At 65.1% G+C, this 13,449-nt stretch carries 14 protein-coding genes; 6 read left to right on the top strand and 8 right to left on the bottom strand.

The window, feature by feature from the left end; all coding sequences use genetic code 11:
• Positions 1-83 precede the first annotated feature (83 nt).
• Positions 84-1,385 (top strand): ammonium transporter, encoded by a 1,302-nt coding sequence (locus tag T31B1_RS04660; RefSeq protein WP_353248284.1) that lies wholly within the window; start codon positions 84-86, stop codon positions 1,383-1,385.
• A gap of 86 nt (positions 1,386-1,471) precedes the next feature.
• Positions 1,472-1,810, top strand: a complete 339-nt coding sequence (locus T31B1_RS04655) for a P-II family nitrogen regulator (protein ID WP_353248283.1) — start codon at positions 1,472-1,474, stop codon at positions 1,808-1,810.
• 194 nt (positions 1,811-2,004) lie between these two features.
• Here the strand turns inward: T31B1_RS04655 and T31B1_RS04650 are convergent, their stop codons facing one another.
• From T31B1_RS04650 to ppk1, 6 genes are all read right to left on the bottom strand, one after another.
• On the bottom strand, positions 2,005-3,201 hold the full coding sequence (locus tag T31B1_RS04650; RefSeq protein ID WP_353248282.1) for a phospholipase D-like domain-containing protein: 1,197 nt from the start codon (positions 3,199-3,201) through the stop codon (positions 2,005-2,007).
• Positions 3,198-4,214: a TIGR04283 family arsenosugar biosynthesis glycosyltransferase gene (locus T31B1_RS04645; protein ID WP_353248281.1), complete on the bottom strand. Its 1,017-nt coding sequence runs from the start codon at positions 4,212-4,214 to the stop codon at positions 3,198-3,200. The genes T31B1_RS04650 and T31B1_RS04645 overlap by 4 nt, the downstream gene beginning before the upstream one ends.
• Positions 4,215-4,234: 20 nt before the next feature.
• On the bottom strand, positions 4,235-5,251 hold the full coding sequence (locus tag T31B1_RS04640; RefSeq protein ID WP_353248280.1) for a hydrolase: 1,017 nt from the start codon (positions 5,249-5,251) through the stop codon (positions 4,235-4,237).
• 57 nt (positions 5,252-5,308) lie between these two features.
• Positions 5,309-6,022 (bottom strand): monofunctional biosynthetic peptidoglycan transglycosylase, encoded by a 714-nt coding sequence (gene mtgA, locus T31B1_RS04635; RefSeq protein ID WP_353248279.1) that lies wholly within the window; start codon positions 6,020-6,022, stop codon positions 5,309-5,311.
• The gene (locus tag T31B1_RS04630) at positions 6,019-7,014 is read right to left on the bottom strand and encodes a lipid-binding SYLF domain-containing protein (RefSeq protein WP_353248278.1); all 996 of its coding nucleotides are present in this window, start codon (positions 7,012-7,014) and stop codon (positions 6,019-6,021) included. The genes mtgA and T31B1_RS04630 overlap by 4 nt, the downstream gene beginning before the upstream one ends.
• Positions 7,015-7,116: 102 nt before the next feature.
• Positions 7,117-9,213 carry a polyphosphate kinase 1 gene (gene ppk1 / locus T31B1_RS04625; RefSeq protein ID WP_353248277.1) on the bottom strand — a complete coding sequence of 699 codons (2,097 nt, stop codon included), beginning with the start codon at positions 9,211-9,213 and terminating at the stop codon, positions 7,117-7,119.
• A gap of 90 nt (positions 9,214-9,303) precedes the next feature.
• Here ppk1 and T31B1_RS04620 point away from each other — a divergent pair, with 90 nt between their 5' ends.
• Positions 9,304-10,149: a PhzF family phenazine biosynthesis protein gene (locus T31B1_RS04620; protein ID WP_353248276.1), complete on the top strand. Its 846-nt coding sequence runs from the start codon at positions 9,304-9,306 to the stop codon at positions 10,147-10,149.
• A complete protein-coding gene (locus T31B1_RS04615) occupies positions 10,146-10,517 on the top strand; it encodes a DUF423 domain-containing protein (RefSeq protein WP_353248275.1) in 372 nt (123 codons plus the stop codon). Before T31B1_RS04620 ends, T31B1_RS04615 begins: the two co-directional genes overlap by 4 nt.
• A gap of 9 nt (positions 10,518-10,526) precedes the next feature.
• Here the strand turns inward: T31B1_RS04615 and T31B1_RS04610 are convergent, their stop codons facing one another.
• Positions 10,527-10,988 (bottom strand): peroxiredoxin, encoded by a 462-nt coding sequence (locus tag T31B1_RS04610; RefSeq protein WP_353248274.1) that lies wholly within the window; start codon positions 10,986-10,988, stop codon positions 10,527-10,529.
• The gene (locus T31B1_RS04605; protein WP_353248273.1) at positions 10,985-11,464 is read right to left on the bottom strand and encodes a DUF4112 domain-containing protein; all 480 of its coding nucleotides are present in this window, start codon (positions 11,462-11,464) and stop codon (positions 10,985-10,987) included. Before T31B1_RS04605 ends, T31B1_RS04610 begins: the two co-directional genes overlap by 4 nt.
• Positions 11,465-11,572: 108 nt before the next feature.
• On the opposite strand from T31B1_RS04605, the gene T31B1_RS04600 reads away from it, so the two are divergent.
• Both T31B1_RS04600 and T31B1_RS04595 read left to right on the top strand, forming a co-directional pair.
• A complete protein-coding gene (locus T31B1_RS04600) occupies positions 11,573-12,766 on the top strand; it encodes an SMP-30/gluconolactonase/LRE family protein (protein WP_353248272.1) in 1,194 nt (397 codons plus the stop codon).
• Positions 12,763-13,443, top strand: a complete 681-nt coding sequence (locus tag T31B1_RS04595) for an FFLEELY motif protein (RefSeq protein ID WP_353248271.1) — start codon at positions 12,763-12,765, stop codon at positions 13,441-13,443. Before T31B1_RS04600 ends, T31B1_RS04595 begins: the two co-directional genes overlap by 4 nt.
• The last annotated feature ends 6 nt before the right edge of the window (positions 13,444-13,449 follow it).

Below are 13,449 nucleotides of genomic sequence, written 5' to 3'. Positions count from 1 at the left end.
GCCGGCCACCCGGTTCGTGGCCACGCGCGCCGGCGATTCGATTCGCTATACTCGATTCCCCTGTCCTGCTCTGGAAGACTGCGATGCCCCTGCACCGCATGCCGCTGGCCTGTGTCCTGTCTGTGCTGCTGCTCGGCGCGAGCCCGGCATGGGCCGCCGAGACCATCAACGCTGCCGATACCGCCTGGGTGATGACCACCACTGCGCTGGTACTGTTCATGACTCTGCCGGGCCTGGCGCTGTTCTACGGCGGTCTGGTGCGGGTCCGCAATGTGTTGTCGGTACTCATGCAGTGCTTTGCAGTCTGCGCCCTGGCCTCGTTGCTATGGTTTGCGGTGGGCTACAGCCTGGCGTTTTCGCCGGGCAACGGCTTCATCGGCGGCCTCGACAAGGCGTTTTTTGCCGGTATCGGGCTCGAGGCCACCGCCGGCACCATCCCGGAATCGGTATTCGCCCTGTTCCAGATGACCTTCGCCGTGATCACGCCGGCACTGATCGTCGGCGGCTTTGCCGAGCGTTTCCGTTTCTCGACCCTGCTGGTGTTCACCGCCGCCTGGCTGCTGGTCGTGTATGTGCCGGTTACGCACTGGGTCTGGGGTGGCGGCTGGCTGGGCGAACTCGGCCTGCTCGACTTCGCTGGCGGCACCGTCGTGCATATCACCGCCGGCGTGGCGGCGCTGGTCGCCGCGATCGTCGTCGGCCCACGCAACGGTTTCCAGAAAACCGCCATGGCCCCGCATAATCTCACCATGACCGTTTCCGGCGCCGGCATGCTCTGGGTCGGCTGGTTCGGGTTCAACGGCGGCAGCGCCCTGGCCGCCAACGGCCAGGCGGGCATGGCCATGCTGGTGACCCATCTATCGGCCGCGGCCGGCTGTCTGACGTGGATGGCTGCCGAATGGCTGCGGTTCGGCCGGCCCAGCGTGCTGGGCATCGTCACGGGCATGGTGGCGGGCCTGGGCACGATCACCCCGGCCTCCGGCTTCGTCGGGCCGGCCGGTGCGATCGTGATCGGCGTCGCCGCCGGCGCGATCTGCTTCATGGCGACCCTGTTCGTCGAGCGCACGCTGCGAATCGACGATTCACTGGACGTGTTCCCGGTCCACGGCGTCGGGGGCATCGTAGGCACACTGGCCGCGGGCATATTTGCCTCGACGAGTCTCGGTCCGCTTTCCGGGCACGGCTATGCCGAGGGCATTCAGACCATGGGCCACCAGTTCGGTGTACAGCTGCTGGGGGTGGTCGTCGTGTTCGCCTATACGGCGCTCGTGACCTGGGCGATCCTGCGCGTGCTCGACCCGCTCATGGGCTTGCGGATCGATGCCGACGGCGAGCAGGTAGGGCTGGATATTTCCGAGCATGAAGAGCGTGGTTACGACCTGTAACGGCAGGCCGAACACGGCCACGTGACTGGCGGTCGGACCGCGAGCCGATGTTAGACTCGAAGCATCCAAATAAAGGAGCCGATCCAATGAAAATGGTTACCGCCGTCATCAAGCCCTTCCGTCTCGACGACGTACGCGAAGCACTCGCCGAGGTGGGTGTGCACGGCACGACCATGACCGAGGTCAAGGGCTTCGGCCGTCAGAAAGGCCATACCGAGCTGTATCGTGGCGCCGAATATGCGGTCGATTTCTTGCCGAAGGTCAAGCTCGAGGTCGCAGTGGCCGACGACCGGGTCGATGCAGTCGTCGAAGCGATCATCGAAGCAGCGAAGACCGGACAGATCGGCGATGGCAAGATCTTCGTGCACAGTCTCGAACAGGTCGTGCGTATCCGTACCGGCGAGACCGACCGCGACGCCATCTGACCGGCCTCCGGCCCCGTACACCCCGCGCAACGCCGCCTGAACGCGCTGTGATTCGACGAGCCACGGCGCATTCAGGCGTTTGGGTTCAACGACCGCACTCGCAGTCCATGGTCATGGTGATCGCCAGCCCGGCCCGGTAGGCCGGGCTCTGGCTGGCCACTTCGTGACGGCCCGAAGCACGCAGGCGCCGCGTGCTAGGCCTGCGGGCTGAGCAGCCGACCGATCAGCTCCTTGAACCGCTGCCAGACGCCGCGTTCGCGCCAGTCCTTGGGATTCACGGCCTGGCAGCGATCACGATCATCTGCGAAATCCGAGCTCAGGGCTTCAAACGTCGGCGGGTGAATCAGCGACAACGCGATTTCGTCGTCCTTGCCCATCGACCGATGATTGAAGTTCGCCGAGCCGATCACCGCGACGTCGTCGTCCAGCAGCAGAATCTTGGCGTGCAACATGGTCGGCTGGTAGCGAAAAAGCTTTACCCCGGCGGCCAGAAGCTGGTCGAACGTATCCTCACCGGCGATTCGAGCCACGCGCGAGTCGGTATGCGGGCCAGGAAACAGAATCTCGATATCGACACCGCGCCCGGCGGCCGCGCACAGCAGATCGATGGTCGGCTGATCCGGCACGAAATACCCGGTAGTCACTCGCAGGCGCCGACGGGCGATGCTGGTGACCAGCCGAAACAGCGTCGCGATATCGCTGTAGTTGACGGCCGCCGAGGTGCGTAACACCTGAATCAGCGCATCGCCGTTCGGCTGGCCCGTGGGCAGACTCCAGTCATCCTCGAAGCTGCCCGCTCCCGCCTCTACCCAGTTGGAAACGAATGCGCCCCGAAGCCCATCCACGACCGGACCGGTCAGACGAAAATGCGTTTCGCGCCACTCCTGCGGGTTGCGTGCATCGCCGTCCCATTCGGCGGCGATGCCCACGCCCCCGGTAAAGCCGATGGCGTTGTCGACCAGAAGGATCTTGCGGTGCGTCCGATTGTCGACCTGCCAGAAACGCCATCGCGCCGTGGGCCGGAACCACTGGATTTCGGCACCCGCGTCGCGCAGCTGATCGATCACGTCCTGGGGCATGCTGTGGGCGCCAAAGGCATCGAGCAGCACGCGCACCCGTACGCCCTGTCGAGCACGCTCGGCCAGCGCATGGCCGAAGCGTTCGGCGATCTCGCCCTGCCAGTAGATGAACGTCAGAAAATCGATCGAATCGCGCGCGTTCTCGACGGCTTCGATCATCGCCGGAAAGATGCGGCAGCCGTTGACCAGTCGCTCGACGGTATTGCCGGCGGTGAACGGAATGCCCAACGTGGATTCGAGTGCCCGACGGTAGAAGTTGTCGTCGCCCATATGCGACTTGGCCGAAACGTCGGCACCAGCATCGTTTTTCATCGCGCCACCCTAGCGGTTTCGCGCAGCGCACACCATAGCTGCAACGGCCCGAAGATCACGAAGACCAGCCCCGCCATCACCACGGCCTGCCCAAGTGAATGTGTGATCAAGGGGCGGACAAGCCGGTCGTGCAGCCATGTGAACGCGCCGCGGGACCGCCACCCGGCCGGAAGCGCTGTATCGAGCGCGAAAAACGGCTGCCAACTCTGCTCGAGCGCCACACCGGCGATACGCCAGGCTGCGCGCAGGCTGGCCGCCGGCCCGCATGCCCGCATCAGTGCATACAACAGTCGAAAATAGGCCATCAGCGACAACGCGCGTGTATCGGCCTGACGGGCATAGACACCCGGCGCCCGTACGAAGAACGAATCGACCCTTGCCAGGTGCATGGCCATGATCAGGCCCATCAGAAGATAGCGCGCGCGCGGGCCCTCGGCTTCGAAACGGCGGGCGGATGTGGCCAGACGATGCTCGAACAATCGCCAGCGTCCATGACGATCGATCGCCGCGGCCATGCGCTGATCCTCGAGGAAAGGCTGTCGTTCGTCGAAGCCACCCAGACGCTCGAAAAACGACCGGCTGATCATCAACCCTTGATCGCCGTTGATGGTACGCCGCCGACCGCTGGCGCTCTTGGCTTCCATATACCGATATAGCCAGCGGCCGGCTCGGGTGTCGTCAAAACGCAGCGGAAAATGCCCGGCGCAGTCGACGCCGGTCTCGGCCAGCCGAGCGCAGGCGTGGGCGAGCTGATACGGGTGGGTCAAACGCGAATCGGCATGCAGAAAGCACAGCCACGGTGCGGTGGTGGCGGCCATGCCGTGGTTCATCTGGCGGCCGCGGCCCGGTGCGCTCACCACGACCTGGGCGCCGGCGGCGCGTGCAATGTCGGTGGTGGCATCGCGCGAGCCGCCGTCTGCGATCACGATCTGCAGGTCGCACGACCGTTGCGCTGCGAGGTCGGCGAGCAATGCCGGCAGGGCCTCGGCTTCGTCGAGGCTCGGCACGACCACCGCGAGGGCGGGATGGGCGTTCAGCCGGCCTCCTGCGCTGTGCCCCGGTCGCCATCGAGGGCGAACGCAGGCAGATGGCGTTCCAGAAACGCCGGAATTCGCTGTTCGAGCCAGTACACCGGTTCGCCGAAACGCCCGCCCGCGACGAAACCCACATGTCCGCCATGGTCGGACAGCTCGAAGCGAATTGCCGGTGAAAGATCTTCCGGCGCCGGTATGATCTCGGGTGTCATGAACGGATCATCCCGGGCATGAAGAATCAGCGTCGGCGTACGTACGTGCTTGAGAAACGGGCCGCTGCTGGACTGCGCGTAGTAATCCTCAGCATCGCGGAAGCCGTTGAGCGGCGCCGTGATGGCGTTGTCGAATGCCGGGAAGTCGCGTAACTGGCGAAAGTCCGGCCTCGGATACGGCGCCTCCAGAACACGGAACTTGGCTTCGTATGCGTTGCGCAGACCGTTGATCAGATGCGCCTGATAGATCCGCGACCACCCTTGCTGGATCGCTTCGGCACAACGCTTGAGATCGTAGGGCACCGAGACGGCCGTTGCGCAGGTCAGCCGTGAATGTGTCCCCTGCTCGCCCAGATATTTCAGCAGCACGTTGCCGCCCAGCGAATAACCGACACCGGCCAGCGGTGCTTTGGGAAACCGCCGCGCCACGTGTTCGACAACGGTCGCCAGATCGCCGGTCTCGCCTGAATGATAGCTGCGCGGCAGCCGATTGGGTTCGGCCGCTCCCCGAAAATGCAGCAGAACCGCACGTGCGCCCCGGCTATCGGCGGCCCGCATCAAACCGCGCGCATACTTGGATTCGAGCGACCCGTTCAGCCCGTGCAGGACAATCACGACCGGCGCATCGGCAGCCAGTCCACGCTCGGGCAACCACGATAAATCCAGAAAATCGCCGTCGTCGAGTTCCAGACGCTCGCGTTCGACCTCGATGGGAGGTTGCGGTCGCAGCTTGGACGCGAAGACCGTCTGGGCGTGCGCATTGCGCAACCAGAAGGCCGGCTCGAAGTCGCTAGCGATCAGCATGGAATGAGTCCAACAACGCGGTCTGACGTTACGATCACCCAATGCATTGTACACAATCTACCGGGCGAGCGTGTCCGTCAGATAGCCCGAGCCGAGGTGGCGCATCTGGCGTTCGATCCAAGCGATACGCCCTTGCACGAACGACCCCGGAGAAGCGGCATCGTAGCGTTCGGGCGCAGGCAACACGGCGGCCAGAGCGGCGCACTGGCGGGTGCTCAGCTTGGCGGCCGTGGTTCCGAACAGCCGATCGGCGGCGGCCCCCACGCCGAACACGCGGTCGTCGAACTGCGCGATGTTGAGATAGACCTCGAGAATCCGGCGCTTGGGCCACAACACTTCGATCCAGACCGTCAGATAGGCCTCGATCGCCTTGCGCACATAGCTCTTGGCCGGCCACAGGAACAGATTCTTGGCGGTCTGCTGGCTGATCGTGCTGGCGCCGCGCACGGTGGAGCCGGACGCATTGTCGGCCAGGGCGTCACCGATGGCCGACCAGACGAACCCGTGGTGGGTGGGAAACGTCTGATCCTCGGAGGCGACGGCCGCCAGCGGCATGCAGGCGGCCATCGAATCCAGCCCGACCCATTGCTGATACAGGGTCGGCCCGTCGCTATCGCTGGCCTGTTGAACCTGGAAGTGTACTCGCAGCATGTACGCGGTCACCGGCGGGTTGACCCACCGGAACAGGAGAATGAGCGCCGCGGGCGCGAGCGCGACCGCAGCGCACAGGATCAGCAGATAGCGACAGAACCGATTGCGCAGAAAGATCAATAGCCGCTGCTTCCCCCGCTGCCGTAGCTACCGTCGTTGCTGGGCGCGTTGTTGTTGTATCCGCCATTGCCGCTCGGGGCCTGTTCATAGCCGCCGGCGCCGCCGTTGGCCGCAGCACCATCGTTGTCACGGGCATCGTAATTGCCCTGCTGAACGGTCACGCCGCTGCCACTGTCGTAGGGCTGGGACTGGCCGCGGCCGTAGGCATCGCTGGAGCCCCCGGCGTTGCCCGATCCGTTCTGCTGGGTTGCCGCGGACTCCATGCTCGTGCCGCGCGTGGCCGCATCGCGATCGAAATCGTCCGAGGGCGGCATGTAGCGGTCAAGCGTATAGATGAAACGCTGACCGGACTGCGGCATGTTCGAGTGATCCTTGCTACGCAGAATCGTCAGCGCATCGATACCGGCCTTGTCGTAGAACAGCCAGTTGGCGTCCCGATCGATGCCGATCTTGCCGCCTTCCAACGATACGCCGGCAAACAGGCCGCGCGACCGCGAATAGGAATACACCTCGGCATCGAAACCGAGATTGGTGGCCGCACCGGCACTTCGGCCTACCGGGCCGGCTGCGACGGCCGCGTCGGCGCCCAGGCTGATCTGGCCATCGGCAATCTTGTCGATGCTGCGCTGGGTCTTGAACACCAGGATGATATCCGACGATGAAGCACCCGCCTGCCAACCGATGGAACCCCCGGTGAGCGTGATGAACGTCGGGTTCGACCAGCTGCCGTCGGCGGTGCGCACCGACAGCACGCCCTTGCCGCGACGACCGCCGAGCACGAAGCCGACCTTCAGCACGCTCGGGATCACGGCGATGCCATAGGCCTGGCCGAGCAGCGCCGGCGGAATGGCGTTTTCGGGGATATCGACAAACTGGCGCACGACGGTGGTGGCGTCGTCGAGTTTCTGTTCCTGCTCGGAGGCCGCCATGGCAGCCGTGGCGGTAGTGAGCATCAATACGGCGGCCAACAGCCCCGTCATCCATTGTTTCATCTGTGCTTTCCCCTTGATTGGGACATGAGCCGGCCGTGCCGGCAAAGAACCTGCGCCTTCAGACCGCCGGCGCGACGTCAGGTTCAAACACGCCGCCCGGAGTCAGCTCGTTCCCGGCCCCTCCATCAGGCGTTTCTGCGCCGCCAGCCGGGGTTCGTCATCGGCCGGCGTCGCTCGCTGGTAGGCCCCGTCGGCGCCGAGCAGCCATGCTTGGCTGTTGTCGTGCAGATACAGGTCCAGCTCCTGCCTGACACGATCATATAACGCCGCGCGGGTGACGGGAAAGCAGGTTTCCACGCGACGGAAGAAGTTCCGGTCCATCCAGTCGGCGCTGGCCAGATAAAGCACCGGGTCGTCGCCGTTGGCGAAATGAAACACCCGCGTATGCTCCAGGAAACGGCCCACGATCGACCGCACGCGGATGGTCTCCGACACGCCCGGCACCCCTGGGCGCAGACAGCAGACGCCACGCACGATCAGATCGATCTCGACGCCGGCCTGTGCCGCGGCATACAAAGCCCGGATGACCTGCGGCTCGACCAGCGCATTCATCTTGGCCACGATCGCCGCCGGACGTCCGGCGGCGGCGTGCTCTGCTTCGCGCCCGATCATCTGGATGATCGCCGGATGCAGCCGGAACGGCGCATCGAGAATACGGGCCAGACTCGATACCTTGCCCAGACTGGTGAGCTGCAGAAACATCTCGTGGACGTCGTTGCCCAGGTCCGCATCGCAGGAGAACAGTCCGTAGTCGGTGTAAAGGCGCGCGGTCTTGGGGTGGTAGTTTCCGGTTCCCAGATGCACATAGTTGTGCAGCCCGTCGGTTTCACGGCGCACGATCAGCGTCATCTTGGCGTGGGTCTTGTAGCCGACCACGCCGTAGACGACATGCGCGCCGGCGGCCTGCAGACGGTTGGCCAGTTCGATGTTGTCGGCTTCGTCGAACCGTGCGCGCAACTCCACCACCACGGTGACTTCCTTGCCTGCCCGTGCCGCGTCGACCAGCGCATCGACGACCGCCGATTCGGGGCCGGTACGGTAGAGCGTCTGCTTGATCGCGAGCACCTTGGGATCGGCCGCTGCCCGGCGCACGAAGTCGATCACCGGCAGGAACGAATCGAACGGATGATGCAGCAGCACGTCCGCGGCCCGGATCTCGGCGAACAGATCTCCGCTGGGGCCGAGTTCGGCTGCCAGCCGGGGCGTATAGACCGGGTATTTCAGGTCCGGCCGGTCGATCGTGTCCAGCAGCGCCATGAGCCGATTGACGTTGACCGGCCCATTGACCTGATACAGATCCTCGCGCCCGAGAATGAACCGCGCCAGCAGGTAGTCGCTGAGCGCCTGCGGACAGTTGTGGGCCACCTCCAGACGAACACAGTCGCCATAGCGACGCGAGGGCAACTCGCCTTCGACCGCGCGCAGCAGATCGTCGACCTCTTCCTCATCGACGAACAGATCCGAATTGCGCGTCACCCGAAACTGATAGCAGCCCGAGGTACCCATGCTGGGAAACAGGTCGCCGACGTGTTCGTGGATGATCGATGACAGGAACACGAAATCATGCGGCCCGCTGCCTGTGGCCTCGGGCGGAAGCTGGATCACCCGCGGCAGCGCTCGCGGCGCCTGGACCACGGCGTGCTCGATCTTGCGGCCGAATCCGTCGGTACCGTCGAGCGAGACGATGAAGTTCAGCGATTTATTGAGGATACGAGGGAACGGATGGGCCGGATCCAGCCCCAACGGGCTGATTACCGGCAGCAGCTCCTCCTCGAAATACTCGGCCAGCCAGGCGCGCTGTTCGGGCTTCCATTCCGAGCGGCGCAGAAAGCGTATGCCCTCGTCTTCGAGCGCGGGGATGAGCTCGTCGTTGAGCGTCGCATACTGCTTTTCCACCAATGCATGGGCGCGTGTGCCGATAACGCGCAAGGCGTCGCTGGGCGTGCGATTGTCCGCATCGGTCGGCGCATTGACCAGTTCGGCCTTCTGCTTGAGACCGGCAACCCGGACCTCGAAGAACTCGTCCAGGTTGGTCGAGGAAATACACAGGAACTTCAGCCGTTCGAGCAGCGGCACATCCGTATCGCGGGCCTGCTCGAGCACCCGGTCGTTGAACTCCAGCAGCGACAGCTCGCGATTGAAGAACAGCTCCGGGGCATCGAGCGGCAGGTCGGCGGCAGGTTTGGGGCGTGCAGACATAGTTGGCGTATTCTTGCTGGGGTCACACCGCCGGCCGTGGCCGGATACGGTTGAAGAGCACTCTGGATAACAACCTCATATGACCGATTCATGACAGAACTGTTACGCGCCTACGATTATTACCAGATCGATGCCTTCACCGATCGGGTCTTTGCCGGCAACCCGGCGGCCGTGGTCGTGCTCGACGAGTGGCTCGATGAGGCCACCATGGCCGCGATCGCCGCCGAGCACAATCTTTCCGAGACGGCATTCATCGTGCCGGGTGATTCCGCCCACGAATTGCGCTGGTTCACGCCGACCTGCGAGGTCGAACTATGCGGACACGCCACCCTGGCCAGCGCGCACGTGCTGCTCAACTGTCGGGACGGCTTCGACCCGCCATTGCGTTTTATCACCCGACGTGCCGGTGAGCTGGGCGTCGACGTCGCCGACGGCATGTTGTGGCTGGATTTCCCGGCGCGCCCGGCCCGCCCCTGCCCGGCGTCCACCGACACCGCCGCACTCGATGCGGCCCTGGGCGCGCGGGCCAGCCAATGGCTGGAGACCAACAACTATCTGGCGATTTTCGAGCATGCTGCGGATATCGCGGCACTGAGCCCTGACATGCGCGCGCTGGCACGTTGGTCGGAACGGACCGATCTCGGCTTCATCGTCTGCGCACCGGCAGACGCCGGTGCGGACCACGACTTCGTGTCGCGCTATTTCGCACCCGGTCATGGCGTCGACGAGGACCCGGTCACCGGCTCGGCCCATTGCACGCTCGCCCCTTACTGGGCCGAGCGGCTCGGTCGGAACACACTGGTCGGCCGGCAAATCTCGAAGCGCGGCGGACGGGTGGAATGTCGTGTCGACGGTGACCGCGTTCATCTGGGCGGGACCGCGGTCCGCTATGCCCAGGGGCGGTTGTTCCTGAACGACGGCGGCGGCCGGCCATGAGCCAGTTCGCTCTCGTGGGCGCCTGTCTGTACGGCCTGCTCGGCGTGCTGCTGGGCGCATTCGGTGCCCATGCGCTGGCTGACCGGCTGTCGCCGGAGATGCAGTCGATCTGGCACACGGCCGTGCAGTATCAGTTCTTCCATGTCGCCGCGCTGCTCGCGGTCGGCCTGCTCGCTCGCCAAGCCGGCGCAGGCGGTGCGCTGTTGGTGGCAGGGGTCAGCTTCGCGGCGGGGACGCTGGTGTTCTCCGGCAGCCTGTATGTACTCGCGCTTACCGGCATTCGCTGGCTGGGGGCGATCACGCCGCTGGGCGGCGTCCTGCTGATCGTGGGCTGGATCGCGCTGCTGGCGGCGGTAGTACGCCGCTGAGACCCTCGCCTAGCCGGCGTCGAGATCGGCCAGCACGGACGCCGCCTTGTCCACATGGCGACCGGCGGCCAGCTGCGCCTGATAGCGCAGACGGATGATGCCCTGACCGTCGATCACGAACGTCACCCGATTTGACACCACGCCAAGCGCGCGCCCGACGTCAAAGGCCCGACTCAGTTGGCCCGCGGTATCGGCGATCAACGGAAACCCCAGGCCATGCCGATCTGCGAAGTCTCGATGGCTGGCGGCATCGTCGGCGCTCACGCCGACGACCCGCGCATCCAGGCGCTCCAACTCGGATAGGCGATCCTGAAAGCTGCACGCCTGACGGGTACAGACCGGCGTCCCGTCGCGCGGATAGAAATACACCACCCAGGCGTGGCCGTCGGGCGCGGTGTGTACACGCTGGCCGCGATGGTCCAGGTGATCGATCAACGGCGCCCGATCGCCGACGTCAGGATGTGCACTCATGCGCCGAACATTGCGCGCCAGAGCACGACGGTGACGACAAATGCCCCGGCGAGCCCGAGACCGACGCCCATGACGCCGGGCCATTTCGACGATTTTTCCTCGTTACGGGTGACATCCTCCAGCCAGCGTCGCAGCACCTTTTCGTTCCGGCGGTTGGCTTTCCAGGCCATATCGAACACATCGCCGACAATCGGTACAAGACCCACCACGAAATCGATCCCGACATTCGCCCCCATACGCGCCCATACCCGCTTGGGCGCGCCCAGGCGCAACGCCTCGATCACGAGCAGACTCGACAGACCGGCGCCCACCAGATCGCCGGCGAAAGGCACCAGGCCGGCCACGCCATCGATACCCACACGCTTGTTGATGACCGGTACACGAAAAGCATCGTCCAGCCACCACGCAAGTTTGTCGATCCGGGCCAGGCTGGCCAGACGACGACGCGTCAGATCGGAGGAGACGTCAGCGCTCATTTATGGATAATGCCGGCTGCATAGGGTCTTTGAGTATACGGAATTGCCCGCTCGAGGGGCATATCGTTGCCCCAGCCGGCACGCGTTCGAACCGCCGCCGAGGATTGGATGAAGAAACTGCTGTTCATCGTCGTGATCGCGGTCGTGGGTTTTGCCGCCTACGCCGTTTTTGCACCATCGTCTTTTGCGCCGGTGGCCTGGACGCCGCCCAGCGGTGACCCGCCGAGCGCCGCGGACGGTGCCGACACGCGTTCACTTGCCGCCGCGACCCGACTTGCCCAGGGCGTGGCCCGCGGGCCCGAAGACGTGGCGGTCGACGACCGGGGGCGAATCTACGCCGGCTACGAAGACGGCACGATTCGCCGTTTCGACGCTCAGGGCAACGGCGGCGAAGTGTACGCCACGACCAATGGGCGGCCACTGGGCCTGGCCTGGGCCGCGGCCCCCCTGTTCGACGACGCAGACATGCCGAACAGGCCGGCCGACGAAGCCGAGCTCACGCGCGCGTCCGGTGCCTCACCCGCGCCCACGGCTGGCCAAACCCTGCTGGTCGCAGACGCCGACCAAGGACTGCTGGCGGTCGGCGCCGACGGCGATATCACCGTACTGACCCATGCCGCGGGCGATGCGCCGTTTGCGTTCACCGACGATGTCGACGTGGCCAGCGACGGGGCGATCTATTTCACCGACGCCTCCAGCAAGTACGGCAAGAACAACTACCGGGCCGATCTGCTCGAGCACGGCGGACATGGACGGCTGCTCAAGTACGACCCGGAAAGTCGACAGGCCAGCGTTCTGCTCGACGGCCTGCAGTTCGCCAACGGCGTAGCCGTCGGACCCGACGATGCCTACGTACTGGTCACCGAAACCGGCAGCTATCGCGTGCTGCGCTACTGGCTCAAAGGCGACAAGGCCGGGCAGCACGACGTGTTCATCGACAATCTGCCCGGGTTTCCCGACGGAATATCGTTCAACGGCAGCGATACGTTCTGGCTCGCCCTGTTCGCCCCGCGCGATCCGATCCTGGACCGGGTCGCCGGCTATCCCTGGATTCGTGAGATCGTCTATCACCTGCCCGAAATCCTGCAGCCGCAGCCGGCGCATGTCGGCCATCTGATGGGCTTGAACACCGATGGACGCGTGGTACGGGACCTGATCGACCGGCGTGATGCGGCGTTCGCCCCGATTACGAGCGTCGAACAGGCCGGTGATCAACTGTATCTGGGCAGCCTGACGGCCGATTCGCTGGCTCGCCTTCCCGTCCCGGCCGAGCCGGATCACCAACAGCCAGGCTCGCCATGAGCGCCGAACTCGCCGAATCGCTGCAGGCGCTGGGAAAAACGCGGACCGCGATCGCCGATACGGCCACGCCGGCGTTCGACAGCCGGCTGGTAGAACTGCGCGACTGGCAGGCCGCACGAATCGAACGACTGCATCGCCCGACCGCCGAACGCTTTGCCGCCCGGGATCTGCTCGGTTTCCTGACCCGACGTTTCTACCAGCAGGCCGACTGGACCGAGCTGCTGGCACGCCCGGAGCGCATCGCCGCGCGTACCCAGCGAATCATCACCGATGACCGTCCGCTGGTGATCGCCGTGCGCCTGCAGGAATCGGCCGACCGACTGGACGCACGCATGGCCACCACGCTCAACGAACACGCCGGAACGGCGGCAATCACCCCGCTGCGCTATGCACGCGCGTTTGGCACGGTGGGCGAGCCGACGCTGCGTGCGCGCCAGATTCGGTGGGTCGAGGAACTGGTCGACCGTCTGGCCGGTTTTGCCCATAACCGGACGGCCTACTGGGCATTCAAGCTCGCCGGCGGCCCCGCCAGGGCGCTTGGCCTGGCTCGTACTTACGCGTTGCTGGCCGATGGCTTTGCCGCCATGCGTACGGTCGACGACCTGCCAGGCGCGACCTCCGAGGCGCTGGCCGTTCAGCGCGCCGTACTGGCACGGCTGCAACCCGAGGCCGAATGAACGTCG

It is taken from the genome of Salinisphaera sp. T31B1, from assembly GCF_040361275.1.
In the GTDB taxonomy this organism is placed as follows: Bacteria; Pseudomonadota; Gammaproteobacteria; order Nevskiales; family Salinisphaeraceae; genus Salinisphaera.
Note: the sequence above shows the minus strand (reverse complement) of the source record. Positions and strands in the feature narration are given on the sequence as shown.

Coding starts and splice junctions, on each gene's coding strand:
- T31B1_RS04660 (WP_353248284.1), top strand. CDS start 84: ATGCCCCTGCACCGCATGCCGCTGGCCTGTGTCCTGTCTGTGCTGCTG.
- T31B1_RS04655 (WP_353248283.1), top strand. CDS start 1,472: ATGAAAATGGTTACCGCCGTCATCAAGCCCTTCCGTCTCGACGACGTA.
- T31B1_RS04650 (WP_353248282.1), bottom strand. CDS start 3,201: ATGAAAAACGATGCTGGTGCCGACGTTTCGGCCAAGTCGCATATGGGC.
- T31B1_RS04640 (WP_353248280.1), bottom strand. CDS start 5,251: ATGCTGATCGCTAGCGACTTCGAGCCGGCCTTCTGGTTGCGCAATGCG.
- T31B1_RS04630 (WP_353248278.1), bottom strand. CDS start 7,014: ATGAAACAATGGATGACGGGGCTGTTGGCCGCCGTATTGATGCTCACT.
- ppk1 (WP_353248277.1), bottom strand. CDS start 9,213: ATGTCTGCACGCCCCAAACCTGCCGCCGACCTGCCGCTCGATGCCCCG.
- T31B1_RS04620 (WP_353248276.1), top strand. CDS start 9,304: ATGACAGAACTGTTACGCGCCTACGATTATTACCAGATCGATGCCTTC.
- T31B1_RS04615 (WP_353248275.1), top strand. CDS start 10,146: ATGAGCCAGTTCGCTCTCGTGGGCGCCTGTCTGTACGGCCTGCTCGGC.
- T31B1_RS04610 (WP_353248274.1), bottom strand. CDS start 10,988: ATGAGTGCACATCCTGACGTCGGCGATCGGGCGCCGTTGATCGATCAC.
- T31B1_RS04605 (WP_353248273.1), bottom strand. CDS start 11,464: ATGAGCGCTGACGTCTCCTCCGATCTGACGCGTCGTCGTCTGGCCAGC.
- T31B1_RS04600 (WP_353248272.1), top strand. CDS start 11,573: ATGAAGAAACTGCTGTTCATCGTCGTGATCGCGGTCGTGGGTTTTGCC.
- T31B1_RS04595 (WP_353248271.1), top strand. CDS start 12,763: ATGAGCGCCGAACTCGCCGAATCGCTGCAGGCGCTGGGAAAAACGCGG.